Genomic DNA, 25,617 nt, shown 5'->3' with positions numbered 1-25,617 from the left:
TCGCCGGCGAACCGGGCGCTCGCGGGACGCACGCGCACGCGTGGATCCCGGCTCGGCTTACGCGCCCGCGTACACCGGGGCCGGCCCAAGCGGCCGCGTACACCCCGCTGCCGGGCTACCGGGAGGACTCCGCCCGAAACGCTCATGGGACGTTCCCTCCCCGTCCAGATCGACGTTGGCAGGGACACGCCGAGCGCGGCGACAACACCCGTATGCGTGTCGTCATCGTCACCGAATCCTTCCCTCCCGACGTCAACGGTGTGGCGCACTGCGCCCTGCAGACCGCGCGCCACCTCGTCCGGCGGGGGCACACCCCGCTCGTCATCGCCCCCGCCGTCGCCGACCAGGCCGCGGACGCCGACGCCCCCTGCGCCGTCGTCCGGGTGCCCTCCCTCCCCCTGCCCGGCTATCCGCAGGTACGGGTGGCCCTGCCCAGCCGCCGCGTCGCGGCGGCCATCGCCGCCCACCACGCCGACCTCGTCCACCTCGCGGGACCTTTCGTCCTCGGGGTCCGCGGCATGACGGCCGCCGCCCGGCTCGGCATCCCCGCCGTCGCCGTCTATCAGACCGACCTCGCCGGCTACGCCCGGACCTACGTGGGAACCGGCGAGGGCGCCGCCTGGCGGCGCCTGCGCGCCGTCCACGGAGCGGCCGACCGCACCCTCGCCCCCTCCTCCGCCGCCGTCCGCGACCTGGAGGCCCACGGCATAGGCCGCATCCGGCTCTGGGGGCGAGGAGTGGACACCACCCGCTTCCGCCCGGAACTCCGGGACGCCGGACTGCGCCGGGAACTCGCCCCCGACGGCGAACTCCTCGTCGGCTACGTGGGCCGCCTCGCCCCCGAGAAGCGCGTGGACCTGCTCTCCGGAGCGGGAGAACTCCCGGGCGTACGGGTGGTGGTCGTCGGCGACGGGCCGAGCGGGCCCGCGCTGCGCACCGCGCTGCCCGGCGCCCGCTTCCTGGGCCGCCGCACCGGCACCGACCTCGCCCGCGTCTTCGCCTCGCTCGACGTGTTCGCCCACACAGGCCCGTTCGAGACCTTCTGCCAGACCGTCCAGGAGGCCATGGCGAGCGGAGTCCCGGTGATCGCCCCGGCCGCGGGCGGACCCCTGGACCTCGTCGATCACGGGCGCACCGGGTTGCTCGTACCCCCGGGAGACCCCGAGGCGCTGCGCGAGGCGGTCGGCATGCTCGCCGCCGCACCGGAGCTGCGCGCGGCGTACGGCGGTGCGGGGCGGACGGCCGTCGAGGGCCGTACCTGGGAGGTCCTCGGGGACGAGCTGATCGGCCACTACCTGGAGGTTCTTCGCGAGCGGACGGCGGTGGCGGCATGAGCGGGGAAGGCATGAGAGGGGACGTCATGAGCGGGGACGGCATCAGCGGCGTCGGTGTCGGCGTCGGTGGCGTCGGTAACAGCGGCGACGGCGTCGGCGGCATCAGTGGCGCCGGTGTCGGCCGCGTGCGGGGCGGCGGGCTGCGGATCGTGCGGCTCGCGAACTTCGTGACCCCCACCTCCGGCGGCCTGCGGACCGCCCTCGACCAGCTCGGCCGCGGCTACCTCGCGACCGGACACGAACCGGTCCTCGTCGTCCCCGGTGAAGTCGAGAGCGACCACCACACCGCCCAGGGCCGGGTCGTCACCCTCCCCGGTCCCGTGCTGCCCGGCACCGGCGGCTACCGGGTCCTCGCCGACCGGCGCCGGGTGCGCCGCCTCCTCGACGAACTGGCCCCCGACCGGATCGAGGTCTCGGACCGTACGACCCTGCGGTGGACGGGGGAGTGGGCGCGCCGCGCCCGGGTGCCCTCGGTGATGGTCTCCCACGAGACCGCCGACGGCGTCCTGCGCACCTGGGGCGTGCCGCCCGCCGTGGCGGCCCGCGCGGCGGACCGGCTCAACCGCCGTACGGCGTGGGCGTTCGGGCGGATCGTCTGCACGACGGAGTGGGCGGAGCGGGAGTTCGTACGCATCGGGGCGCGCAACGTCGTACGGGCTCCGCTCGGCGTCGACCTCGACCACCGCAGGCCCGGCCGCCGCAGCACCGTGCTGCGGGCCCGGTACGCCGACGGGGAGCGGGTGCTGCTCCTGCTCTGCTCGCGCCTCTCCGTGGAGAAGCGGCCCGGTAGGGCCCTGGAAGCCCTCGCGGAACTGCGGGAGGCGGGGATCGCCGCCGCCCTCGTGGTCGCGGGTGACGGGCCGCTGCGCGGCGCCCTGGAGCGGCGGGCGCGGGAGCGGCGGCTGCCGGTGCGGTTCGTCGGGCACCTCGCCGACCCGGAGGCCCTGGCCGATCTCCAGGCGGCGGCCGACGTGTGCCTGGCGCCCGGGCCCGCGGAAACGTTCGGCCTCTCCGCCCTTGAGGCCCTCGCCTGCGGGACCCCGGTCGTCGTCAGCGCCTCCTCCGCCCTCCCCGAGGTCGTCGGCACGGCAGGGGCCTCGGCCGTGGACACCCCTGGAGCCTTCGCGTCCGCCGTCCGGGGTCTGCTCGCGGCGCCGGAGGCCGCCCGCAGGCATGCGGCACGCGCGCGTGCGGAGCACTTCACCTGGGAGCGTTCCGTCACCGCCTTCCTCGCCGCCCATGACGCCCTCCCTGTACCGGAGCCGCGCCGGAGCGAGGAGGCCCGCCGGTGACACAGGACCCGGTCACGGTCGCCGCCGCGGCGGCGAGACCCGTACCCGCGCAACGGCCCGTACCCGCGCAACGGCCCGTACCCGCGCAACGGCCCGGCCCCGCGCCTTCTTTCGTGCCACGCCCCGGCCCGGCGCCCCGCCAGCGTCCGGGTCCAGGTGCCGCCGACTCGAATCCGGACGCCGCCGTCGGCGCCGTCCGCTTCGTCGTGCTCGGGGACTCGCTCAGCGAGGGCGTCGGGGACCGGGTGGACGGCGTTTGGCGGGGATGGGCCCGGCTGCTCGCCGCCGGGCTCCCGGCCGACGGTCAGGAGACCACGTTCCTGAACCTGGCCGTCAGCGGGGCCGTCAGCGGGGACGTCGCCGAGCGGCAGGCCCCCCGCGCCCTCGCCTTCGAGCCGCACCTCGCCTCCGTCGTCGTCGGGGTCAACGACACCCTGCGCCGCACCTTCGACATCGCCCGTCTCGCCCGCCACCTGGACCGCGTCTGCGCCGACCTCGACGCGGCCGGAGCCGTACTCCTCACCGCCTGCCTGCCCGACCCCGGCCGCATGCTCGGCCTGCCACCGCCGCTGGCGCGTCCGCTCGGCCGCCGCCAGCGGTCCGTCAACGCCGTCGTGCACGCCCTCTCCGCCCGGTACCGGGCCGTCCATCTGCACCTCGCGGACGCCGCCTGGACCGAGGACCGCACCCTGTGGAGCGCCGACCGGCTCCACCCGGGTGAGCGCGGCCACCGGGCCGTCGCCGAGGGTTTCCACCGCCTCCTCACGGAGCGGGGACTCGCCCGCGGCGCGCCGCCCGCCCGGGAACCCGCCCAGCCGCCTCCAGGCCGCGCCGAGGCCGCGCTCCGGCTCGCCACCGCCGGCACCGGATGGCTCCTCCGCCGCAGCCGCGACCTGCTCCCGCAGCTCCTCCTGCTCGCCGGTGCCGAGCTGCGCCACTGGGCCGACGGCAGCGGCCCGGCACCCCTCGACGCGCGCGCGGACGACGCCCTCGCCGCGGCGCTCGCGGCCACAATGGGGAGATGAACGGGCGCTGGGAGTTCTGGATCGACCGGGGCGGCACCTTCACCGACATCGTCGGCAGACGGCCCGACGGCCGGCTCGTCACCCGCAAGCTGCTCTCCCACGACCCCGCGCGCAATCAGGACGCCGCCGTCGCCGGGATCCGTCTCCTCCTCGGCCTCGGCCCCGGAGAGCCCGTCCCCGCCGACCGGATCGCCGTCGTCAAGATGGGCACCACCGTCGCCACCAACGCCCTCCTGGAGCGGCGCGGCGAACCGACTGTCCTCCTCGTCACCGAGGGGTTCCGCGACGCGCTCCGCATCGCCTACCAGAACCGGCCCCGGCTCTTCGACCGCCGCGTGGTCCTCCCCGAAGCGGTGTACGCGCGCGTGATCGAGGTCCCCGAGCGGGTCGACGCCCACGGTCACATCGTCCGGTCCCTGGACGAGACCGCCGTCGCCGAGGAGCTCGCCGCCGCCCACCGCGACGGATTCCGCTCCGCCGCCGTCGTCCTCATGCACGGCTACCGTCACCCGGCCCACGAGGCCAGGACCGGGGCGCTCGCCCGTGACGCCGGCTTCACCCAGGTCAGCTGCTCGCACGAGGTCAGCCCGCTCATCAAGCTCGTCCCGCGCGGCGACACCACCGTCGTCGACGCCTATCTCTCGCCGATCCTGCGCCGGTACGTCGACGAGGTCGCCAGCGAACTCGCGGGCATCCGCCTCATGTTCATGCAGTCCAACGGCGGACTGCGCGAGGCGGCCCACTTCCGGGGCAAGGACGCCGTCCTCTCAGGTCCGGCCGGCGGCGTCGTCGGCATGGCGCGCACCTCCGCGCAGGCGGGACACGACCGGGTCATCGGCTTCGACATGGGCGGCACCTCCACCGATGTGTCGCACTACGCCGGCGCATTCGAGCGTGAACTCGGTACACAGGTCGCCGGGGTACGGATGCGGGCACCGATGATGAGCATCCACACCGTCGCCGCGGGCGGCGGATCCGTCCTCCACTACGACGGCCGCCGCTACCGCGTGGGCCCCGACTCGGCGGGCGCCGTCCCCGGACCCGCCTGCTACCGCAGGGGCGGACCGCTCACGATCACCGACGCCAACGTCCTGCTCGGCCGGGTCCAGCCCGCCCACTTCCCCGCCGTGTTCGGCGAGACCGGCGACCGGCCCCTGGACGCCGACGTCGTACGGGCACGGTTCGCCGCCCTCGCCGAGGAGGTCGGCGGCGGCCGCACCCCCGAGGAGGTCGCCGCGGGCTTCCTGGAGATCGCCGTCCTCGACATGGCCAACGCCGTCAAGAAGATCTCCGTCCAGCGCGGCCACGACATCACCCGGTACGCCCTCACCAGCTTCGGCGGCGCGGGCGGCCAGCACGCCTGCGCCGTCGCCGACGCCCTGGGCGTCGACACCGTGCTCGTACCCCCGCTGGCCGGGGTCCTCTCCGCCTACGGCATCGGGCTCGCCGACGCCACCGCCATGCGGGAGCGGTCCGTGGAGGCGGAGCTCGACGCCCCCGGCACCCACGCGCGCGTGACGGCCCTCTGCGCCGAACTCGCCCGGCACACCCGCGCGGAGCTGCGCGCGGACGGCCTGCCGGACGAGGTGATCACCACGTACGCGCGCGTACTCCTGCGGTATGCGGGCACGGACGCGAGCCTCCAGGTCGATCTCGCCCCCGCCGCGTCGATGCGCGCGGCGTTCACGGCCGTCCACCGGGCGCGGTACGCCTTCACCCTGGACAAGCCGCTCGTGGTCGAGGCCGTGTCCGTGGAGGCCGTCGGCCGCGCCGGACCCCACGGCCCCGTCCTCGTCGGCGCGGGGGAGCGGACCGGACCCCTCACCCCCCGGGCCACCGTCCGCCTGCACAGCGCCGGCACACCTCACGACGCCCCGCTCCACCGGCGTGAGGACCTGCGGCCCGGAGACACCGTCGAAGGGCCCGCGATCCTCGCGGAGGCCGACGCCACGACCGTCGTCGACAGCGGCTGGCGGGCCACCGCCTCCGAGGGAGGACACCTTGTCCTGCACCGCGTCGCGCCACGCCCCGCGCGCGTGGCCGCCGGCACGGACGTCGACCCCGTCCTCCTGGAGGTCTTCAACAACCTCTTCATGGCCATCGCCGAGCAGATGGGCGTACGCCTGGAGAACACCGCCCAGTCCGTCAACATCAAGGAACGCCTCGACTTCTCCTGCGCGCTCTTCGACTCCGAGGGCAACCTCATCGCCAACGCGCCCCACATCCCCGTCCACCTCGGCTCCATGGGCGAGTCCATCAAGGAGGTCCTGCGGCGGCGCGGGCGCGACCTGCGCCCCGGGGACGTGTACGCGATCAACGACCCTTACCACGGCGGTACCCATCTGCCCGACGTCACGGTGGTGACCCCGGTTTTCAGCGACACGGGCGACGAGCTCCGTTTCCTCGTCGCCTCGCGCGGCCACCACGCCGAGATCGGCGGCATCACCCCCGGCTCCATGCCCGCCTTCAGCCGGACCGTCGACGAGGAGGGCGTCCTCTTCGACAACTGGCTGCTCGTACGGGACGGGCGGCTGCGCGAGGCCGAGACGAGGGCCCTGCTCACCGGCGCCCGTCACCCCTCCCGCGACCCGGACACCAACCTCGCCGACCTGCGCGCCCAGATCGCCGCCAACGAGAAGGGCATCGAGGAACTGCGCAGAACCGTAGACGAGTTCGGACTCGACGTCGTCCAGGCCTACATGCGGCACGTCCGGGCCAACGCAGAGGAGTCCGTGCGCCGCATCGTCGCGCGGCTGCACGACGGCGCGTACCGCTACGAGACCGACGGCGGCGCGGTGATCCAGGTCGCGGTCCGCGTCGACCGCGAACGGCGCTCCGCCGTCCTCGACTTCGCCGGTACCTCCCCGCAGCTGCCCGGCAACGCGAACGCGCCCACGGCCGTCGTCATGGCCGCCGTCCTCTACGTCTTCAGGACCCTTGTCGACGAGGACATCCCGCTCAACAGCGGCTGTCTCGAACCCCTGGAGATCCGCGTCCCGCCCGGCTCCATGCTCGCGCCCGAACACCCGGCCGCCACCGTCGCGGGGAACGTCGAGACCTCACAGGCCGTCACCGGCGCCCTCTACGCGGCCCTGGGAGTCCAGGCCGAGGGCTCCGGCACCATGAACAACGTCACCTTCGGCAACGCGCGCGTGCAGTACTACGAGACCGTCGCCAGCGGCTCGGGCGCGGGAAACGGCTTCGATGGCGCCGACGCCGTCCAGACCCACATGACCAACTCCCGGCTCACCGACCCCGAGATCCTGGAGTGGCGGCATCCGGTCAGGATCGACGCCTTCGCGGTACGGGAGGACAGCGGCGGGCGCGGCCGATGGCACGGCGGCCAGGGCGTGGAGCGCCGCATCCGCTTCCTGGAGCCGATGACGGTGGCCCTCCTCACCGGTCATCGGCGCGTGCCCCCGTACGGCATGGCGGGCGGCGGGCCGGGAGCCCTCGGCGAGAACCTCGTGGAACGCGCCGACGGCACCGTCGAGCGCCTCGCGGGCGCCGACACCACTGAGGTGGGACCCGGCGACGTCCTGGTTCTGCGCACCCCCGGCGGCGGAGGCTACGGTGCGCCGGCGGACGGCCTCAGCGCACCGGCGTGAACCGCACCGGCGTCCCCGGCACCACCTGCGCCACGGCGCCCAGATCGGCCTCCCTTACCACCCCGACCACCGGATAGCCCCCCGTCGTCGGGTGGTCCGCCAGGAACACCACGGGCCGTCCGTCCGGCGGCACCTGGACCGCGCCGAGGACCATGCCCTCGCTCGCCAGCTCGCCCGGCAGGGCCCGTTCGAGGGCCGGACCTTCGAGGCGCAGCCCGATGCGGTTGCTCGCCGGGGACACGCGGTACGCGCGCGTGGCCAGGGTGCGGAGCGCCGCGGCGGTGAACCAGTCCTCACGGGGACCGAGCCGGAGGCGCAGCACCAGTTCGTCCGGCGGGCCCGGCCAAGGCGGCGCGTCGACGCATCCCTTCGCGGCCGTGTCCGCGGGCTGTCCTAGCGGCAGGACCATCTCGTCCGCCAGCGGCGCCGGACCAAGCCCGGACAGCAGATCGGTGGAGCGGCTGCCGAGCACCGGATCGACGTCGATCCCGCCGCCGAAGGCCACGTAGGCGCGTACCCCGCGCACGGCGGCGCCGATCTCCAGGACCGACCCGGCGGCCACGCGGACCGCGGTTCCCCAGGCGGCCGGGCGTCCGTCCACCCGGACCGGGCAGGGCGCGCCGCCCACGGCGACGGTCACCGCGCAACGGGTCCGCACGGCGCAGCCGTTGACGGTGGTCTCCAGGACGGCCGCCGTCCCGGGGTTGCCCACGAGCCGGTTCACGAGCCGTACGGCCGCCGGGTCGAGGGCGCCCGAGCGGGGCACCCCGAGATGCGCGTGGCCGGTTCGTCCCAGGTCCTGCACGGTGGTCAGCGCCCCGGCCCTGACCACGGCGACGGCCCGGTCGCTCATCGCCCGCCCTCCCTCGTGGCGCCCGCCTCGGTGAACCGGACCCGGGTGCCCGGAGCGAGCAGCGCGGCCGGTTCCCCGCCGGTGTCCCAGAGCACCGTGTCCGTCGTGCCGATCAACTGCCAGCCACCGGGCGAGGAGCGCGGGTACACGCCCGTGTACGGGCCCGCCAGGGCGACCGATCCGGCCGGCACGGCGGTACGCGGAGTGGCCCGACGCGGCACCCCGTACCGCTCGTCGAGTCCCGTCAGATAGCCGAAGCCGGGCGCGAACCCGCAGAAGGCGACCCGGAACTCGGCGGCCGTGTGGATCCGTACCGCGGCCTCGACGGAGACCCCCCACAGCGCGGCGACCTCCGCGAGGTCGGGCCCGTCGTACCGGACCGGTATCCCGACCGCCGCACCCACGCGCGCGGGAAGTGGCCCCACCTCCCAGCCGGGCAGCTCGGCCGCCAGCCGGTCCGGGTCCGCCACCCCGTCGAGGAGCACCGTGCGTGCCGCCGGCACGATCTCGCGTACGGCGGGGAGGGTGCCTGCCGCCCGCCGCCGCAGCAGTTCGGCGTGGAACGCCTCCGTCTCCTCGCCCCCGGCCAGCTCCACCAGGACCGCCCGCTCGCCCACCCGCATCGCGCGCGTGCCGACGGCTTTCACGACAGGCCCCGCGGTTCCGTCCGTACGTCGGGCGTGTCTCACGCGAAGGCCTCGACCTTCACCCCGGAGGCCTCGAGGCGCTCCCTGACCCGCCGGGCGAGGTCCACCGCGCCCGGAGTGTCGCCGTGCAGGCAGAGCGACCGCGGCCGCACCGCCACGGAACTGCCGCAGTGCGCCGTGACCACCCCGAACCGGGCCATGGCCACGGAACGTTCCACCACCGCCGCCGGGTCGCTGACGACCGCTCCCGCCTCCCCGCGCGGCACCAGGGAGCCGTCAGCCCGGTAGGCCCGGTCGCCGAAGGCCTCCGGCACCACCGGCAGCCCCTCCTTCGTCGCCGCCTCGTGCAGCCGCGAACCGGGCAGGCCGAGGACCGGCAGTGTGCGGTCGGCGAGCAGCACTCCCTCGACCACCGCCGCCGCCTGCTCCTCGTCCCGGACCACCCGGTTGTAGAGCGCCCCGTGCGGCTTCACGTACGCCACGCGCGCGCCCGCCGCGCGTGCGAAGACCTCGAGGGCGCCGATCTGGTACGCCACCTCGGCGGCCAGCTCCGCTGCCGGGACGTCCATCGAGCGCCGCCCGAAGCCGGCCAGGTCGCGGTACGAGACCTGGGCGCCGATCCGTACCCCGCGCTCGGCGGCGAGCTCGCACACCCGCCGCATGGTGGCCGCGTCTCCCGCGTGGAAGCCGCAGGCGACGTTGGCGCTGGTCACGACGGACAGGAGCTGTTCGTCGTCGGTGAGCGTCCAGCGGCCGAAGCCCTCGCCGAGATCGGCGTTGAGGTCGATCGGGACCTGGTCGGGGGACGTGCGCATCTGCACCTCGTAGGCAGGAGGGAGGGGTACCGTACGGTGCCGTCAAGGTAGAGGATCGTTGAACGATCCGACAAGATGATCGTGAGCCCGCAGGGGGCGCGAACGGGAGAGGGAGCGTCGTGGCAGCGAGCGAGAACGGGGACCTGACCGCCGACCGGCTGCTCCTCGGGCGCACCAGCACGGCGGAACGCGTCGCCGACATCCTCCGTGACCGGATCGCGGAGGGCTATTTCCCGCCCGGTACCCGGCTCTCCGAGGAAGGCATCGGCGGCGCGCTCGGCGTGTCCCGCAACACGCTGCGCGAGGCCTTCCGGCTCCTCACCCACGAGCGGCTCCTCGTGCACGAACTCAACCGCGGGGTCTTCGTCCGCGTGCTCGACGTCGAGGACGTGGCCGACATCCACCGCATCCGGCGCCTCGTCGAGTGCGCCGTCGTGCGCGGCCTCGGACAGCCCCCCTACGCCCTCGACGAGCTCACTGCCGCTGTGGCGGAGGGCGACACCGCGGCGCGTGCGGGCGACTGGAAGGGCGTCTCCACGGCCAACATCCACTTCCACCGGGAGCTCGTCGCCCTCGCGGGCAGTGCCCGCACCGACGAACTGATGCGGGGCGTCCTCGCCGAACTCCGCCTCGCGTTCCACGTCGTCGACGACCCCCGCACCCTGCACGAGCCGTACCTGGCCCGGAACCGGGAGATCCTCGACGCCCTGCGGGCCGGCGAGCGGGCCATGGCCGAAAGGCTCCTCGCCCGCTACCTCGACGACTCCCTCACCCGGCTCTCCGCCGCCTACGCGAGGGCCGTGGACACCCCCGCGGACTGACCTCCAGGGCGCCGGGGGGAGTGACCGACAGCCCACGAGCGGAGCGACAGACGGCCCACTCGGGAAGCGGCTGACGGACCTCCCGCGGAGCGGCCGTGCGCCCTCCCGGAGCCCGGTCGCATCTGCGCCGTTTCGACCGTTGTCAGTTCGAGGACCTAATCTGTGCACCGTGACTTCGCCTGCCTCGACGGACCTCGCTCCGCCCCAGCTCAGCGCGGGGCCGCGGCCCGCGCAGGGTCCGGCCGCCGACGAAGGGCTCGCGCGGCGCCTCCGCGCGCTCGCGTGCACCGCCCCACTGCACGACCTCGACGCGCGCAAGGCGAACCTGGCGGGCGAGTACACGGTCTACGCGATGGCCGAGGTCGCCCTCGCCGCGATCGACCTCATCACACTGAACATGGACTTCGACACCGGCGCCGACCACGAGCAGATCGTCGCCCGCCTGCTGCCCCGCGTCGCCGCCCAGGCACCCACCCGCCCCGCCGCCGAACACGAGCGCGTGGCCCGCTGGGTCCTGGAGAACCTGATCAACGTCGGCAGCGTCGACCGCGGCTTCCGCGCCGTCTACGGCACCTTCGGGTCCGACGGCGTCTACGTCCGCAGGGACTACGACTTCAAGCTCATCGAAGAGGTCCCGGGATACGGCGGCGGCGTCTACCTCCGCACCACCGACGAAGCGGTCAACGTCCTCGTCGGAGCGCTCGACACCGACGTCACCAGCGCCCAGATCGCCGCCGAGGTGAAGCTGGAGGTCCTCATCAACCGGGGCCGCCTCGCCGACGCCCAGCTCGCCGCCGAGCAGGCGCGCTACCGGACCGTGCAGTACGCCGAGAGCCTCCGCAGGACCCTGGAGGCCACCCGGCGCAACGTACGCGCGGTGGACTGGCTCAACGCGGTGCCGGACATGATCGCCGAGGCCCTCGACCACGTCGCCGACCGCTATCGCCACGAGAACGCGATCCTCACCAACATCCGCAAGGCCCGCGACGAGGCCGAGGCCGCGTCCGACGCCAAGACGGCCGAGCACAAGCGGCGCGCCGCCGAGCTCGTCGACATAGTGAAGGACTGCATCCGGCGTCACACCCAGCTCCAGTCCCGCCTGCTCGACGCCGGCCCCCTCTTCCGCGCCGAGCAGGACCGGCAGGCCTTCGCCGCCCCCACCGCGTACACCGGGCTCGACCTGTACGGACAGCTCGTCGCCCCCACCCTGCCGCTCCCCGTCGAACAGGCCGCCAGGGTCACCGACGCCTTCTTCGCCCGCGGCACCGGGCTGCGCACCCCCACCTCCGTGCGCCTCGGCGACCTCGTCGACCTGCTGCTCACCCCGCCCGTCGAGCGCGAGCACCTCGGCGCCGAGATGCCCGAGCCCGACCTCATCGCCACCCCCGACGACTCCCGGTTCAGCGAGGAGCAGCTCGCGAGCGCCCTGCGCCTGCTCGACCTGGAGCACGACGCCCCGCGCCGCCTCTCCGGTCTGCTCGCCGACGCCCGCCGGCTCGACGCCGACCTGCCGTACCTCGTCGCCCTCCTCGCCGTCCACGCGGCGAGCCCCCCGGTCGGCACGGCCTACCGGCAGGGCGAGGAGCGTCTGCTCTTCGCCGTCGACGACGGCACCCCGCTGGACGACCCCGAGTTCGGGGGCGCGGACCTCATCGTCGGTACGGCCCTGCTCGACGCGGCGGGCATGGCCGCGGACCGGTCGGAGGCGTCGTGACCCTCGTCCCGCCCGCTCCGGTCACCCACCCCCTCACCCACCCCCTCACCGACCCCACCGACGAGACCACCGACGCCGCCCCCGTTCCCGATCCCGTCGGCATCCCGGACCTCACCCTGGACCCCGTTCCGGAACCGGCACAGGAACCGGGACCCGAACCGGATCAGGAACCGGCACAGGAACCGGACCAGGAACCGGACCAGGAACCGGCACAGGAACCGGACCAGGAACCGGCACAGGAACCGGACCAAGGTCCTGAGCCGCAGAGCGGCCCGCGCGTCCGTCCCGTCCCCGTCGCCCCGCCCGCCGGTGCACGCGGCGACGCCGAAGACCGCCCCCCGCGTCCGTCCGGCGTCCCGCCCCGCGTCGGGACCGTGGCGGTACCGGCGCCGTCCCGCGCCGCGCAGGCCCGTCGGCGCGGAGTGCCGTCCGTGCGCGCCGTGCGGCTCACCGACGAACCCCCCGTCCTCCCGGACCGCCCCACGACGGCCCCCGCGGCCGTCACGCCGGTCCCGCTGCCCCTTCCCCGCACCGTCACCCCCGCCGAACCGACACCGACCGAGAGCCGCACCGAGGAGCCCCAGCCGTGAGCGAAACCCACGCCGAGTACGCCGACGCGTGGGGCGAGCAGGAGCCCCCGCAGCCCCCGGCCGCCTCCACGACCGGCGCCTCACCGTCCGGCGCCGCCGCGTCCGCCGTCACCCCCGCCGACGCCTCCGACGCGGCCCGGCTCGTCTCCTTCGGGCTCCAGCCCAAGCTGCTCCCCGCACGCGACGCCGAGTACGGGGAACTCCTCCGGCGCTACCGGGAGGACCCCGCGTTCGCGCGCCTCGCCGACGCCGTGGCCACCGGTCTCGGCCTCATCGTCCTGGAGGTCTCCCCGCGCGCGGGGATGGCGGTCACCGCCGGTGAGGACTCGGTCTTCGCCGTCCGCATGGGCGACTACGCGCGCCGCGCCTCCACGGACTCCGCCGACCGGTTCCTGCACGGCCTGGCCCATCTGGCGGTCGCCGCCATGGCCTTCCCCCGGCCCGAGGACCTCGCGGACGACGCGTACATCGGGCGTCTCACCGTCAACGGCGTCGACGCGTTCGTACGCCAGGCGTGTCTGCGGCTCGAACAGCGGGCGGAGGAGCAGGGCGAGAACACCGACCCGGCCTCGGACGCCCCCGGCCTGGAGGCCGCCTGGCGGATCTACGCCCGCCGCAGCGCCACCGGCGCCACCAAGGACGCCCGCCGGCTCGCCGGATCCACCACCGGCATCGTCGGCAAGGCGGCCGCCTTCCTCACCGAGTCCGGCTTCCTCCAGCGCACCGGCGACGAGGGCGGCGGCTCCTACCGCACCACGGCCCGCTACCAGCTCCAGGTCCGCGACATGGCCGGCTCCGCCGCCATGGCCGAACTCCTGGAACTCGGCGTCGTCCCCGTCAGCGACGGCTTCGCGACCCTCCTTCCCCCGCCCGAGGGGGACGACCTGGAGCTCGCGGCCGACGCGGGCCTGCCCTTCCACGCGTAACCAGGCCTGCCCTTCCACCCGTAACCGGGTTCGCGCAGCCAACCCGTACGACCCACCGCGCCACCGACCTTCCAGAGCACGAGAGCACGAGAGTCCCTCGCCATGTACGAGCTGTCCCGGGTCCGCCTGTACTCCATCGGTCCCGCCGGTGCGCGCTACGCCGACACCGTCCTGGACCTGCGGGGGGTCGGCGCGCCCGTGCCCCACCCCGCCCCCACGCAGGCGGAGTTCTTCGAGGAGGAACCGGTCGGACCGCCGCGCCGCCCCGCCCCCGCGGGCGTGCTCTTCCTGGAGAACGGCGGCGGCAAGTCCGTCCTCCTCAAGCTGATCTTCTCGGTCATGCTCCCCGGTCACCGCAACACCCTGGGCGGCGCCAGCTCCGGCGTCCTGCGCAAGTTCCTCCTCGCCGACGACTGCGGGCACGTGGCCCTCGAGTGGCAGCACACCCTCACCGGCGAACTGGTCGTGGTCGGCAAGGCCAGCGAGTGGCGGGGCCGCCAGGTCTCCCACGATCCGCGGAAGTTCGCCGAGGCCTGGTACTCCTTCCGTCCCGGCCCGGGACTCAGCCTGGACAACCTCCCCGTCGCCGAGGCCACCTCCGTCCGGCCGCCCGTCGAGGGCGCCTCGGGCGCGACCGGCCGCCGCCGCACCATGAAGGGCTTCCGCGACGCGATCACGGAGGCCGGCAAGGCGTACCCGCACCTGGAGGTCTACTGGGAGGAGATCCACGACCGCTGGAACGAGCACCTCGGCGAACTCGGCCTCGACCCCGAACTCTTCCGCTACCAGCGCGAGATGAACGCCGACGAGGGCGAGGCCGCCGGCCTCTTCGCGGTCAAGAAGGACTCCGACTTCACCGACCTGCTGCTGCGCGCCGTCACCGACACCCGGGACACCGACGGCCTCGCCGACCTCGTCGGCGGCTTCGGCAACAAGCTCGGACGCCGCGCCGAACTCACCGCGGAGCGCGAGTTCACGGCCGGTTCCGTGGACCTCCTCGGCAGGATCGTCGAGGCCGCCGGTACCCGGTCACGCACGCGCGAGATCCACACGGCGGCAGAGCGCCGCACCCGCACCCTGGCCCGCCGGCTCTCCGCCCGCGCCGCCGAGGAGCGCGGCCGCGGCGCCGAACTCGCCCAGCAGGTCACCTCCGCCGCCCACGTCGTCGCCGAGGCCGAGACCGCACGCGGGCGCAGCTCCCTCATCGCCGCCGAACTCGCCTACCGGCACGCCTCCCTGGCCCTGACCGCCGCCGAGAAGGGCGCGGCCTCCCAGCGCCGCGAGCTCACCGACGCCCGCACCATGCACTCCGCCTGGCAGGCGGCCGAGGTCGTGCTCCGCCACCGCGCCGCGAGCGACCGCTCCGCGCGCGTGGCCGCCGCCATCCGCGAGGCCGAGCGGGACGCCGCCCCGGCCCTCGCCGCCCGTGCCGAGGCGGCCGCCGACCTCGTACGCGCCCTGGCCGCCGCGGCGGAGGAGGGCGAGCGGCACGCCGCGGAGGAGGAGGAACGCTCCACCGCCCTCCAGGAGGCCGGCGAGACCGCCCACCGCGACGCCACGTCCGCCGCGACCGAGGCCCAGCGCGCCCGCAGCGAGGCGGGCCACCTGCGCCAGCGGCTCGCCGAGGTCGAGCAGGAGACCGCGGAGGCGGTACGGGCGGGCTGGCTCGACGACTCGGCGCCCGACGCCGACCCGGCCCGCGCCGCCCTGGCCGCCAGCGACGCGGAGAAGACGACGGTCGCCGCCTGGGACACGGCCCGCGAAGCCGCCCGCGCCGCCGCGGACCGCGCGCGTGAGGCCGCGGGGGCCGAGTCCCGCGCCGAACTCGCCGCCGCCCGCGCCGCGGACGCCGCCGAGGCCGCGGGGAACGCCTACGACGCGGAGCGCCGCGCCGCCGAGTTCCTCGCCGGCGAGGAACGCCTCGCCGAACTCCTGAGCCTGCCGGCCGCCGGCTCCCCGCTCCCGGGGCAGCGGGCCGCCACCGCGGCCGCCGGCACCGACACCGAGGAGACCCCCGGGGCGGACACCGGCACCGCGCCCCAAGGGCCGCTCACCGTCACGGAGTTCGACCGGTACGCCGACGACCTGCGCGGCATGCTCGACCAGGCCGTCACCTCCGCGGAGCGCCAACTCTTCGAACTGCGCACCGCCGCCGCCGACGACTCCCGCATCCTCGGAGCCCTCGGCGACGGCGGCCTGCTTCCGCCGGGACCCGACGTCCTCGCCACCGTCGAGTACCTCGGCGAGCACGGCATCCCCGCCCTCCCCGGCTGGCGCTACCTCGCCCAGTCCGTGGACCCCGCCGACCACGCCCGGGTCCTCGCCGCGCGCCCCGAGCTCGTCGACGGTGTTGTGATCACCGACCCCGTCTCGTACGGACGCGCCCGCGAGGTCCTCGGCACCGCCGCCCTGCTGCCCCGTTCCGCCGTGGCCGTCGGCACCGCCGCCGCCCTGCTCGCCCCCGTGCCGGCACAGGACCCGACGGACGACAGCGGCGTGTTCAGCGTCTTCCTCGTACCGCCGAACCCGGCCATGCACGACGAGCACGCGGCCGACGAGGAGCGCCACGCCCTGCGCGCCCGCGCGGCCGCCCGCGACGAGGAGATCCGCTCCCTGGCGGCCCGCCTCGCCGGAGACCGCTCCCTCGCCTCCCGCATCGGCGCCTGGCGCGCAGACTGCCCGCCCGGGATGCTCGCCGAGCTCGCGTCCGTCGCCACGACCGCCCGTGAGACCGCGGAGGCCGCCGCCGCGGCCCTCGACGAGGCCCGCGCCGCCCGCGCGGAGGCCGACGAGACCGCCGCCGAGGCGGCCGCGGTCAGGGACGAGCGCCAGGAGGCCGCGCAGCGGGCCCGCCGGGTCGCCGACGCCCTCGCGGGCCTGGCGTTCCGGCTGCGCGAGCGGTCGGCGTGGCAGGCCAAGCTCCGTGAACTCGCCGACGACGCCGCAGAGGCGGAGGCCCGAGCCCAGACCTGTCTGGAACGCGCCCGTGCCGCCGACGAGGACCGCCGCGCGACCCAGCGCTCCGCCGACGACGCCCACCGCACCGCCCGCGCCCTGCGGGCCGAGCGCGCCGAGATCGCCGGCGCCCCCGACACCCTCCCCGAAGGGGACGCGCCGGCCTCCCGCGCCGCGCTCCCCACCCTCCGCGAGGCCTACCGGGCCGCTTCGCAGCTGTACGAGAAGGTCGGCGTCGGCGCCGACCTGCGCGCCGAGCAGGCCCGCGCCGAGAGCGACGAGTCCGCCGCCCTGGCCGAGCTCGACCGTCTCACCAACAAGGTCCGCACCCGCGCCGAACAGCTCCTGGAGTCCACCGACGGCGCCGACGGCCCGTCCCGGCAGGCGGCCGCGGCCCGCGCCGAAGCCCTCGTGCAGATGCTGGAGACCCGCGCGTCGGAGGCGAGCGAGAAGCTCGGCCGGCTCCGCGGCGAGGCCGAGCGGCTCGCCCCCGAGGACGGCGAGGCGCACACCGAACTGCCCGAGGAGCTCGTCCCCGCCGACGCCGAGCGGGCCCAGGCCCTGCTCCGTACCGCCACCACCGAACTCGCCACCCGCACCGACGCCCTTGAGGCGGCTCGCGCCGCCCACGCCGGCCTGCTCCGCGACCACCGGGCCGCCGAGGACGCGGCGGGCGGCTTCGAGGAGACCGCGGCCCTGCTGCGGGACCTGCTCCGCGACCACACGGACACGGAGGAGGACGACGCAGAGGCGTACCCGGGCAGCCTGGAGGAGGCCCGTACGACGGCCGCCGAGACACGCCGCTCGCTGCGCGGCTGCACCGCCGAGCTGTCCGCCGCGGACGCCGCCGTGCGCGAGGCGAGCGACATCCTCGTACGGCACGCCAACTCCACCCGCTACGAGCAGGTCCGCACCCCGGCCCGCCAGCAGATCCGCGAACTGCCTGCGTCCGCGCTGCCCGAGCACGCCGCCAAGTGGGCCGAGGCCTTCGCCCCCCGGCTGCGGGTCCTCACCGACGAACTGGAGCAGCTGGAGCGCAACCGCGACTCGATCGTGGACCGGCTGCGCGGCCTCGTGGAGTCCTCGCTCGCGACGCTGCGCTCCGCCCAGCGCCTCTCCCGGCTCCCCGAGGGCCTCGGGGAGTGGTCGGGACAGGAGTTCCTCCGGATCCGCTTCGAGGAGCCCGACCAGGCGACTCTCGCGGAGCGGCTCGGCGAGGTCGTCGACGAGGCCACCCAGGCCGCCGTCAGGAAGAACTCCGACCTGCGCCGCGACGGCATGTCCCTGCTGCTGCGCGGGGTGCAGGCGGCCCTCGAACCGAAGGGCGTCTCCGTCGAGATCCTCAAGCCGGACGCGGTGCTGCGCGCCGAGCGGGTCCCCGTCGGGCAGATGGGCGACGTCTTCTCCGGCGGTCAGCTGCTCACCGCGGCCATCGCTCTGTACTGCACGATGGCGGCGCTCCGTTCCAACGACCGGGGCCGTGACAAGCACCGGCACGCGGGCACGCTGTTCCTGGACAACCCGATCGGCCGCGCCAACGCCACGTACCTCCTGGAACTCCAGCGGGCCGTGTCCGACGCGCTGGGCGTCCAGCTGCTGTACACGACGGGCCTGTTCGACACGACCGCCCTGGCCGAGTTCCCGCTGGTGATCCGGCTGCGCAACGACGCCGACCTGCGGGCCGGGCTGAAGTACATCAGCGTGGAGGAGCACCTGCGTCCGGGGCTGCCGCAGGCCGCGGCCGCCGGTGAGGGCGAGACGATCCACGGCGAGATCACGGCGACCCGGATGTTCCGCCGCCACCCGAGCGACGACCCGACGCCGTAACGCTCCCCGGGGCAACGCTCCCCGGGGCGCGGGAGAGCGGCCCGGCGCGTACGACTAGTGAGCGGCCCGACCCCCTCGACGGGGGCCGGGCCGCTCACTTCTCGCATCGTCCTCGGCTCAGGCGGCCTCGGACAGCGACGCCGTCGCTTCCGCCCTGCTCTTCCCGTGCTTCTCCCGCAGCGGCCGACGGGCCGTGCTGCTCGGCTCCGACACCACGCCGTTGCGCTGTCGCCAGACCTGACGGGTGATCCAGACGTCGAGGACACTCCAGGTGGCCACGACGGTGAAGACCACCGCGCTGATGGTCATCGGAAACGCCAGCCAGGAGCCCGCCAGCGAACAGAAGAAGGCGACCAATCCCAGGATGAGGGTCACCGATGTGATCATCACGGCTCTCACCGCGGCGTTACGCACCGGATCGGGCATCCGGCTCCGGCCTCGCTCGTCCTCCACCCACAACTGCCGCGCGGATCGCCGCGCCTCGTAATCCATTGTCCTGTCACTCCCCACCACTGAACGACTACAGGAGTGGCTGCCCGTGTTGAGCCCCTTTACGCGGACAGAACCCGCCCCGTACCTATTGACGCACGAGAGAGGGAAAAGGTTTCGCCCGCCCGGGGCGAAACAGAGCCCGGCGGGACCGGAACGAAGAGTTCCAGCCATCTCCGCAGGCGGGCGAAATGGCGCACCATCAGGTGTCCTGCACCACAGTGGCCGATCCCAACTCCCCGAATACCAGGACATCTCATGATCAACACTCACTCGACCGGCTGAAAATAGCCCGGACATGCCTTCGGAATGGCCGTGATGCAGTAGTAGGCTCACGCCGCCGTTTGTTGGAATTCGAAGTTGACGCCGCGTGTTGACGCCGGACGTCACGAACGTGAAGGACCCCCGTGGCCACGGGGGCCGAGCTGGGGGAGGCCATGCGCTTTCGCGGGAAGTCCATCCGCCGGAAGATCGTGGCGTTGCTGCTTGTACCGCTCGTCTCCCTCACCGGCCTGTGGGGTTTCGCCACGGCCCTCACCGGCCGCGAGGCCGACCAACTCCTCGACGTCGGCTACATCGTCGACAAGGTCGGCTACCCCCTGGAGGACACGGCCCGGGTCATCCAGCTCGAACGCCGCCAGTCCCTCATCTACCTCGCCGACCCCCGCGGCTCCGAGACCCTCGGCTCGCTGCGCGAGACCCGGCTCGCCACCGACCGGCAGATCGCCCGCATCCGGGCCAACGCCGCAGACCCCGGTGTACGCGAGGAGATGCGGCCCGTCACCGCCCAGCGGCTCACCTCCCTCCTCGAAGCGCTCGACGGCCTCGCCTCCCTGCGCCGGTCCGTGGAGAAACGTGACATCGGCCGGATGCAGGCCCTCGACTTCTACAACCGGCTCGTCGACCCCTGCTACAGCTTCCTCATCACCCTCCACGCCCTCGAGAACGTGGAGATGGACAAGCAGGGCCGCGCCCTCGTCGGCATCACCCGCGCGCGCGAGCTGCTCTCCCGCGAGGACGCCCTCGTCCTCTCCGCGCTCGTCGCCGACCGCGTCACCGCGCAGGAGATACGCGAGATATCCGACCTCGTCGCCAACCGCGAGCAGTTCTACGAGGTCAACCTCGAAGTCCTGCCCGCCGCCGAACGCGTGCGCTTCGAGCAGTACTGGCGCAGCCCCGACACCCGGCCGCTGCGCACCGCCGAGAACGCGATCATCGCCGCGGGCCCCACCGACAGCCCGCGCGCCGTCACCCCCGCCTACTGGCAGGACCACGCGAGCCCCGTCCTCGACGACCTGGCCCGCGAGAACACCGCCGCCGGCGACCGCTACCAGGACAGGGTCCAGCCCGCCGCGTACAGCGTGCTGCTGAAGGCCGGTGTCGCCGGCGTCCTCGGCTTCCTGGCCCTGCTCGCCTCGATCGTCATCTCCGTCCGCGTCGGCCGTGAACTCGTCCGCGACCTGCGCCGCCTCCAGAAGGAGGCCCAGGAGGTCTCCGGCGTACGGCTGCCCAGCGTGATGCGGAGGCTCGCCGCCGGCGAGCAGGTCGACGTCGGCACCGAAGTGCCCCACCTGGCCTACGGGGAGGACGAGGTCGGTCAGGTCGGCCAGGCCCTCAACACCCTCCAGCGCGCCGCCGTCGAGGCCGCCGTCAAACAGGCGGAACTCCGGCGCGGCGTCTCCGAGGTGTTCGTCAACCTCGCCCGCCGCAACCAGGTCCTCCTCCACCGCCAGCTCACCCTCCTCGACACCATGGAGCGGCGCACCGAGGACACCGACGAACTGGCCGACCTCTTCCGGCTCGACCACCTCACGACCCGTATGCGCCGCCACGCCGAGGGCCTCGTCATCCTCTCCGGCGCCGCCCCCTCCCGCCAGTGGCGCAAGCCCGTCCAGCTCATGGACGTCGTCCGCGCCGCCGTCGCCGAGGTCGAGGACTACGAGCGGATCGAGGTACGCCGGCTGCCCCGCCTCGGTGTGGGCGGCCCCGCCGTCGCCGACCTCACCCACCTCATCGCCGAACTCCTCGAGAACGCCACGGTGTACTCGCCCCCGCACACCGCCGTCCAGGTGCTGGGCGAGCGGGTCGCGAACGGCTTCACCCTGGAGATCCACGACCGGGGCCTCGGCATGAACGCCGACGCCCTGCTCGACGCCAACCTCCGGCTCGCCGAGACCCCCGAGTTCGAGCTCTCCGACACCGACCGCCTCGGCCTCTTCGTCGTCAGCCGCCTCGCACAGCGCCAGAACGTCCGCGTCTCGCTCCAGACCTCCCCGTACGGAGGCACCACCGCCGTCGTCTTCATCCCGGCCGCGCTGCTCACCGACGCGCCCGAGACCCAGGGCGCCGGCTTCCGCCTGGACCGCAAGACCCTTGACCAGAAGCCCCTCGAACGCACCGGCCCGGACGACGACGGGACGGCCGGCGCCGGCACGCTGCCCATCCGTCGCCCGGCGCTGGCCAGGGTCCCGGACGTGACCGAGGTCCCCGGCCCGCTCGACGGCCCCGTGGAACTCGAAGGACCGATCGGTGGCGAGGGCTTCGACGCGCTCCTCGACCGGTCCGCGGACCTGCTCGACACCGAGAGCGAGCGAGGCGGTCTCTTCCTGCCCCGTGGCAGGCGCCGCGCCGGACTCGCCCCCGCCGGTGAACAGCACCAGCAGGCCGATGACCGGACGAACCGTCACGGCGAGCAGGAGCCGGCGGCCGACGGGGGAGCCCGCGGCCCCGTACCGCTGCCGCGCCGCCGCACCCCGACGCTCGTCGTCGACCACGGCCGCCGCGTCGACGCACCGAACCGGCCGCACCCGCTCCAGGACGCCAGGGACCACCAGTTGCCCGCCCCGGACGCGGCGCCCGCCGGCCGTGACCACCCGACTCCCGGCCGTACGACCGAGCACCCCGGGGCCACGGGCCGGTTCGCCCAGGACTCCGGGCGGGACGCCCCGGCGGGAACCCAGCGTGGACCCGGCCCGGCGCTCTTCCCCGTCCCCCCGGAGGGTTCCGTACCACCGGACGGTCCCGTGCCGCCGGAGGGCCCGGAGCCGTTCGCCGGGCTGCCCCGTCGCGTCCGGCAGGCGAGCCTCGCGCCGCAGTTGCGCGCGACCGACGGCCCCGCCGACCGCGGTACGGGACGGACCGCCGAACCCCGTACGAGCGGCGGCACCTCGCCCGCGGACCCCGACTCCTTCGAGCGCGACGCCGAGGAGGTACGCGCCCGCATGGCCGCCATGCAGCGCGGCTGGCAGCGCGGACGACGGCACAACGCCGACCCGGACGACCCGACAGCACAAGGAACGACACCCGAGGGGGACGGTCGATGACCGCACCGAACGCCGCAGCACCCAGCACCACCTCCGGCCACGGCCACGGAAACGGCGAGCTGAACTGGCTCCTCGACGAACTCGTCCAGCGCGTCGGGTCGATCCGCAAGGCCCTGGTGCTCTCCAGCGACGGCCTCCCCACCGGTGCCTCCCAGGATCTGTCCCGGGAGGACGGCGAGCACCTGGCCGCCGTGGCCTCCGGCTTCCACAGCCTCGCCAAGGGCGTCGGCCGCCACTTCGAGGCGGGCAAGGTCCGCCAGACGGTCGTCGAGCTGGAGGACGCCTTCCTCTTCGTCACGGCCGCCGGCGACGGCAGCTGCCTGGCGGTGCTCGCGGACGCCGACTCCGACGTCGGTCAGGTCGCCTACGAGATGACGCTGATGGTGAAGCGGGTCGGGGCCCACCTCGCGACGGCCCCCCGGACCGGTCCCTCGGGAGGGTGAGCGGGACGGCATGAGTGACGCAGCCGAGCGGAACCAGCTGAACGGACCCGACCGGCCGGGCCGGCCGGACGAGTCGTACGGGCCGAACGGGTCGTACGGATCGAGCGAGCCGTACACGGCGTACGGTTCGAGCGAGCCGTACGCGGCCTACGCACCGTACGGCGCGAAGGAGGACGGTCCGACGACCCCGGACCACCCCCACTGGTTCGACGACGAGGCCGGTCCCGTGGTCCGTCCGTACGCGATGACCCGCGGCCGGACGAGCGCCGCCACCCGCCACCGGCTCGACCTCATCGCGCTCGTCGTTCCCGAACCCGCCGCCGACGACCCCGGCCGGGACCAGACGCTCTCCCCCGAGCACGTGGAGATCGTCGAGCGCTGCTTCGAGCAGCCCCAGTCGATCGCCGAGCTCGCCGCAGGACTCGACCTCCCCGTCGGGGTGGTCCGGGTGCTCGTCGGCGACCTCGTCGAGGACGAACTCGTCCATGTGACCCGCCCCGTTCCGCCGGCCGAGCTGCCGGACGTGAGCATTCTCCGCGAGGTGATCAATGGCCTTCGGGCGCTCTAGCCGCAAGAAGCAGTACGTCGAGCCGGTGACCCTGAAGATCCTCGTCGCGGGCGGGTTCGGGGTCGGCAAGACGACGCTTGTGGGCGCGGTCAGCGAGATCCGGCCCCTGCGGACGGAGGAGATCCTCAGCGAGGCGGGGCGGCCCGTCGACGACCTGCACGGCGTCGAGGCCAAGACGACCACCACGGTCGCCATGGACTTCGGCCGGATCACCCTCCGCGAGGACCTCGTCCTGTACCTGTTCGGCACCCCCGGCCAGGACCGCTTCTGGTTCCTCTGGGACGAGCTGGCACAGGGCGCGCTCGGCGCGGTCGTCCTCGCCGACACCCGCCGCCTGGAGGACAGCTTCGCGGCCATCGACTACTTCGAGCGGCGCGGCATCCCGTTCACGGTGGCCGTCAACTGCTTCGAGGGCGCCCAGCGCTTCCCCGCGGAGAGCGTGCGCGGGGCACTCGACCTGGATCCCGAGGTGGAGCTCGTGATGTGCGACGCCCGGGACCGCGAGTCCGTGAAGAACGTCCTCGTGGCCGTCGTCCAGCACGCCCTCGTCCTCGCCGACCAGGGCCACCCGACGGCCGCCCCCTGATCCGGCCTGATCCGGCCGACCCGGCCTGATCCGGCCGACCCGGCCTGATCCGGTTCGATCCGGCCCCGTCCGGACGAGAGGCCCTGGGGCCCGCCCCTTCCCGGGCGGGCCCTCAGCGCACCGCCACCACCGCCGACCCGTGCCCGAACAGGCCCTGGTTCGCGGTGATGCCTACCCGCGCGCCAGGCACCTGCCGCCCGCCCGCCGTACCCCGCAGCTGCCAGGTCAGCTCGCAGACCTGAGCGATCGCCTGCGCGGGCACCGCCTCCCCGAACGAGGCGAGGCCGCCGCTGGTGTTGACCGGAACGCGCCCTCCCAGGGCTGTCGCCCCGTCCCGCAACAGCTTGGCGCCCTCGCCCGCGGCGCACAGGCCGATGTCCTCGTACCACTCCAGTTCCAGGGCGGTCGACAGGTCGTACACCTCCGCGAGCGACAGGTCGTCGGGACCGATCCCCGCCTCCTCGTAGGCGGCGCGGGCGATGGACGCGCGGAAGGTACGGCCGGCCGGGCTCACGGCCGCCGCCGAGTCCGTCGCGATGTCGGGGAGATCGAGGACCGCCTTCGGGTACGTGGGGGAGACCGTCGACACGGCCCGGACCCGCACCGGGTCGGCGTGCCCGTGGCGGCGCGCGAACTCCATGCTGGACAGGACGAGCGCGGCGCCCCCGTCCGAGGTGGCGCAGATGTCGAGGAGCCGCAGCGGATCGGCGACGACGGCGGAGGCCGCGACCTCCTCGGCGGTCACCGGCTTGCGGTACCGGGCCAGCGGGTTGAGCGCGCCGGCCTTCGCGTTCTTGACCTTCACCAGGGCGAAGTCCTCGGCGGTGTCGCCGTACAGGGCCATCCGGCGGCGTGCGTAGAGCGCGAAGTACGCGGGATTGGTCGCCCCGAGCACCCGGAACCGCAGCCAGTCCGGGTCGTCGGGGCGTTCGCCGCCGGCCGGCGCGAAGAACCCCTTCGGCGTCGCGTCCGCGCCGACGACCAGGACCACGTCCGCCAGGCCGGCCAGGATCTGGGCCCGTGCGGTCCCGATGGCCTGCGCGCCCGAGGCGCAGGCGGCGTAGACGCTGGTGACCCGCGCGCCCTGCCACCCGAGGGCCTGCGCGAACGTCGCCCCCGCCACGTACCCCGGGTATCCGCACCGCACGGTGTCGGCGCCGACGATCGAGCCGATGTCGCTCCACTCCAGTCCGGCGTCGGCGAGCGCGGACCGGGCGGCGGCCGTCCCGTAGGAGACGAAACTCCGCCCCCACTTGCCCCAGGGGTGCATCCCGGCCCCGAGGACGGCGATGTCGTTCACGACCGCTCCTCCCGCGCGACGGGCCGCCAGTGCCAGGTGGTCCAGGTGTGCCGGTCGTCCTCGTTCAGCACCCCGGGCACCACCTCGACCTCCGCCCCGACGGCGAGATCGTCCGTCGTCACGCCGGGCGCGGCCTGCCCGAGGACCACCATCGCCTCGGCCGCCAGCTCGACGGCGACGAGCGTGTACGGCTCCCAGGGCACGTCCGGATCGGAGACGTACGGGGCGGGCGGACGGTACCGCCCGTCGGTGTACGACCAGATTCGGCCGCGCGGGGAGAGCGGCACCTCGGCGAGTGTGCCGCCGCCCGGGCAGCCGGGATTCCGGCACCAGTCGTCCTCGCGCGGGAAGAAGACCGACGCGCAGGCCGTGCAACGGGTCCCGAGCAGCCGGAACTCCGCCTCCGGCCCGGTGTCGTCGGTGAACCATCGGGCCACCACCGGCCTGCGGGTCCGTGTCATCGAGCCGCCCTCCCGTCACCTGACGAAGCGTCAGAAGTGT

Annotated in this window: 19 protein-coding genes; 13 read left to right on the top strand and 6 right to left on the bottom strand. The window is 74.6% G+C overall.

Translation table 11 applies throughout. The features are described 5' to 3' along the window. Positions 1 to 212: 212 nt before the first annotated feature. The 4 genes from ACIA8N_RS19735 (at position 213) to ACIA8N_RS19720 (ending at position 7,259) form a co-directional block, all read left to right on the top strand. Entirely contained in the window at positions 213 to 1,334 is a 1,122-nt protein-coding gene (locus tag ACIA8N_RS19735) for a glycosyltransferase family 1 protein (RefSeq protein WP_365783411.1), read from the top strand. A 26-nt stretch (positions 1,335 to 1,360) separates the two neighbouring features. Continuing rightward, the gene (locus ACIA8N_RS19730; protein ID WP_365783409.1) at positions 1,361 to 2,626 is read left to right on the top strand and encodes a glycosyltransferase; all 1,266 of its coding nucleotides are present in this window, start codon (positions 1,361 to 1,363) and stop codon (positions 2,624 to 2,626) included. A gap of 206 nt (positions 2,627 to 2,832) precedes the next feature. Then, positions 2,833 to 3,651 carry an SGNH/GDSL hydrolase family protein gene (locus ACIA8N_RS19725; protein ID WP_399416752.1) on the top strand — a complete coding sequence of 273 codons (819 nt, stop codon included), beginning with the start codon at positions 2,833 to 2,835 and terminating at the stop codon, positions 3,649 to 3,651. Beyond that, positions 3,648 to 7,259, top strand: a complete 3,612-nt coding sequence (locus ACIA8N_RS19720) for a hydantoinase B/oxoprolinase family protein (protein WP_365783405.1) — start codon at positions 3,648 to 3,650, stop codon at positions 7,257 to 7,259. Before ACIA8N_RS19725 ends, ACIA8N_RS19720 begins: the two co-directional genes overlap by 4 nt. Here the strand turns inward: ACIA8N_RS19720 and ACIA8N_RS19715 are convergent. From ACIA8N_RS19715 to ACIA8N_RS19705, 3 genes are all read right to left on the bottom strand, one after another. Continuing rightward, positions 7,243 to 8,112 carry a biotin-dependent carboxyltransferase family protein gene (locus ACIA8N_RS19715; protein ID WP_365783403.1) on the bottom strand — a complete coding sequence of 290 codons (870 nt, stop codon included), beginning with the start codon at positions 8,110 to 8,112 and terminating at the stop codon, positions 7,243 to 7,245. The genes ACIA8N_RS19720 and ACIA8N_RS19715 overlap by 17 nt on opposite strands. After that, entirely contained in the window at positions 8,109 to 8,735 is a 627-nt protein-coding gene (locus tag ACIA8N_RS19710; RefSeq protein WP_365783515.1) for an allophanate hydrolase subunit 1, read from the bottom strand. The genes ACIA8N_RS19715 and ACIA8N_RS19710 overlap by 4 nt, the downstream gene beginning before the upstream one ends. A gap of 62 nt (positions 8,736 to 8,797) precedes the next feature. Next, on the bottom strand, positions 8,798 to 9,574 hold the full coding sequence (locus tag ACIA8N_RS19705) for a 5-oxoprolinase subunit PxpA (protein WP_365783401.1): 777 nt from the start codon (positions 9,572 to 9,574) through the stop codon (positions 8,798 to 8,800). A 119-nt stretch (positions 9,575 to 9,693) separates the two neighbouring features. Here ACIA8N_RS19705 and ACIA8N_RS19700 point away from each other — a divergent pair, with 119 nt between their 5' ends. From ACIA8N_RS19700 to ACIA8N_RS19680, 5 genes are all read left to right on the top strand, one after another. Then, complete coding sequence (locus ACIA8N_RS19700; protein WP_365783399.1) at positions 9,694 to 10,395, top strand: GntR family transcriptional regulator; 702 nt, start codon at positions 9,694 to 9,696, stop codon at positions 10,393 to 10,395. Positions 10,396 to 10,564: 169 nt separating this feature from the next. Next, entirely contained in the window at positions 10,565 to 12,109 is a 1,545-nt protein-coding gene (locus tag ACIA8N_RS19695) for a hypothetical protein (protein WP_365783397.1), read from the top strand. Continuing rightward, positions 12,106 to 12,699 (top strand): hypothetical protein, encoded by a 594-nt coding sequence (locus ACIA8N_RS19690; protein WP_365783395.1) that lies wholly within the window; start codon positions 12,106 to 12,108, stop codon positions 12,697 to 12,699. Before ACIA8N_RS19695 ends, ACIA8N_RS19690 begins: the two co-directional genes overlap by 4 nt. After that, positions 12,696 to 13,625 (top strand): hypothetical protein, encoded by a 930-nt coding sequence (locus tag ACIA8N_RS19685; RefSeq protein ID WP_365783393.1) that lies wholly within the window; start codon positions 12,696 to 12,698, stop codon positions 13,623 to 13,625. Before ACIA8N_RS19690 ends, ACIA8N_RS19685 begins: the two co-directional genes overlap by 4 nt. A 102-nt stretch (positions 13,626 to 13,727) precedes the next feature. Further along, entirely contained in the window at positions 13,728 to 18,407 is a 4,680-nt protein-coding gene (locus ACIA8N_RS19680) for a hypothetical protein (RefSeq protein ID WP_365783391.1), read from the top strand. Positions 18,408 to 18,524: 117 nt separating this feature from the next. Here ACIA8N_RS19680 and ACIA8N_RS19675 read toward each other — a convergent pair whose 3' ends face one another. Then, entirely contained in the window at positions 18,525 to 18,899 is a 375-nt protein-coding gene (locus ACIA8N_RS19675) for a hypothetical protein (RefSeq protein WP_365783389.1), read from the bottom strand. Positions 18,900 to 19,333: 434 nt separating this feature from the next. Between ACIA8N_RS19675 and ACIA8N_RS19670 the strand changes: the two genes are divergently transcribed. The 4 genes from ACIA8N_RS19670 to ACIA8N_RS19655 are packed head-to-tail and all read left to right on the top strand — an operon-like array spanning position 19,334 to position 23,816. Continuing rightward, positions 19,334 to 22,219: a nitrate- and nitrite sensing domain-containing protein gene (locus ACIA8N_RS19670; protein ID WP_365783512.1), complete on the top strand. Its 2,886-nt coding sequence runs from the start codon at positions 19,334 to 19,336 to the stop codon at positions 22,217 to 22,219. Continuing rightward, entirely contained in the window at positions 22,216 to 22,662 is a 447-nt protein-coding gene (locus tag ACIA8N_RS19665; protein ID WP_030204283.1) for a roadblock/LC7 domain-containing protein, read from the top strand. Before ACIA8N_RS19670 ends, ACIA8N_RS19665 begins: the two co-directional genes overlap by 4 nt. Positions 22,663 to 22,672: 10 nt before the next feature. Then, a complete protein-coding gene (locus ACIA8N_RS19660; RefSeq protein ID WP_365783387.1) occupies positions 22,673 to 23,230 on the top strand; it encodes a DUF742 domain-containing protein in 558 nt (185 codons plus the stop codon). Continuing rightward, complete coding sequence (locus ACIA8N_RS19655) at positions 23,211 to 23,816, top strand: ATP/GTP-binding protein (RefSeq protein ID WP_365783385.1); 606 nt, start codon at positions 23,211 to 23,213, stop codon at positions 23,814 to 23,816. The genes ACIA8N_RS19660 and ACIA8N_RS19655 overlap by 20 nt, the downstream gene beginning before the upstream one ends. A gap of 112 nt (positions 23,817 to 23,928) precedes the next feature. Here ACIA8N_RS19655 and ACIA8N_RS19650 read toward each other — a convergent pair whose 3' ends face one another. After that, positions 23,929 to 25,086 carry a lipid-transfer protein gene (locus ACIA8N_RS19650; RefSeq protein WP_365783510.1) on the bottom strand — a complete coding sequence of 386 codons (1,158 nt, stop codon included), beginning with the start codon at positions 25,084 to 25,086 and terminating at the stop codon, positions 23,929 to 23,931. A 26-nt stretch (positions 25,087 to 25,112) separates the two neighbouring features. Next, positions 25,113 to 25,577, bottom strand: a complete 465-nt coding sequence (locus ACIA8N_RS19645; protein WP_365783383.1) for a zinc ribbon domain-containing protein — start codon at positions 25,575 to 25,577, stop codon at positions 25,113 to 25,115. Positions 25,578 to 25,617: the final 40 nt, after the last annotated feature.

Source organism: Streptomyces sp. NPDC051822, assembly GCF_044452745.1.
GTDB lineage: Bacteria > Actinomycetota > Actinomycetes > Streptomycetales > Streptomycetaceae > Streptomyces.
The sequence above is the reverse complement of the archived record's forward strand: the minus strand, read 5'-3'. Positions and strand labels throughout refer to the sequence as shown.

Bases quoted from the DNA above. Each gene is read 5' to 3' on its own strand.
- ACIA8N_RS19670 (WP_365783512.1), top strand. From the start codon at position 19,334: ATGCGCTTTCGCGGGAAGTCCATCCGCCGGAAGATCGTGGCGTTGCTG.
- ACIA8N_RS19730 (WP_365783409.1), top strand. From the start codon at position 1,361: ATGAGCGGGGACGGCATCAGCGGCGTCGGTGTCGGCGTCGGTGGCGTC.
- ACIA8N_RS19715 (WP_365783403.1), bottom strand. From the start codon at position 8,112: ATGAGCGACCGGGCCGTCGCCGTGGTCAGGGCCGGGGCGCTGACCACC.
- ACIA8N_RS19675 (WP_365783389.1), bottom strand. From the start codon at position 18,899: ATGGATTACGAGGCGCGGCGATCCGCGCGGCAGTTGTGGGTGGAGGAC.
- ACIA8N_RS19705 (WP_365783401.1), bottom strand. From the start codon at position 9,574: ATGCGCACGTCCCCCGACCAGGTCCCGATCGACCTCAACGCCGATCTC.
- ACIA8N_RS19665 (WP_030204283.1), top strand. From the start codon at position 22,216: ATGACCGCACCGAACGCCGCAGCACCCAGCACCACCTCCGGCCACGGC.
- ACIA8N_RS19720 (WP_365783405.1), top strand. From the start codon at position 3,648: ATGAACGGGCGCTGGGAGTTCTGGATCGACCGGGGCGGCACCTTCACC.
- ACIA8N_RS19680 (WP_365783391.1), top strand. From the start codon at position 13,728: ATGTACGAGCTGTCCCGGGTCCGCCTGTACTCCATCGGTCCCGCCGGT.
- ACIA8N_RS19655 (WP_365783385.1), top strand. From the start codon at position 23,211: ATGGCCTTCGGGCGCTCTAGCCGCAAGAAGCAGTACGTCGAGCCGGTG.
- ACIA8N_RS19645 (WP_365783383.1), bottom strand. From the start codon at position 25,577: ATGACACGGACCCGCAGGCCGGTGGTGGCCCGATGGTTCACCGACGAC.
- ACIA8N_RS19650 (WP_365783510.1), bottom strand. From the start codon at position 25,086: ATGCACCCCTGGGGCAAGTGGGGGCGGAGTTTCGTCTCCTACGGGACG.
- ACIA8N_RS19735 (WP_365783411.1), top strand. From the start codon at position 213: ATGCGTGTCGTCATCGTCACCGAATCCTTCCCTCCCGACGTCAACGGT.
- ACIA8N_RS19710 (WP_365783515.1), bottom strand. From the start codon at position 8,735: ATGCGGGTGGGCGAGCGGGCGGTCCTGGTGGAGCTGGCCGGGGGCGAG.
- ACIA8N_RS19660 (WP_365783387.1), top strand. From the start codon at position 22,673: ATGAGTGACGCAGCCGAGCGGAACCAGCTGAACGGACCCGACCGGCCG.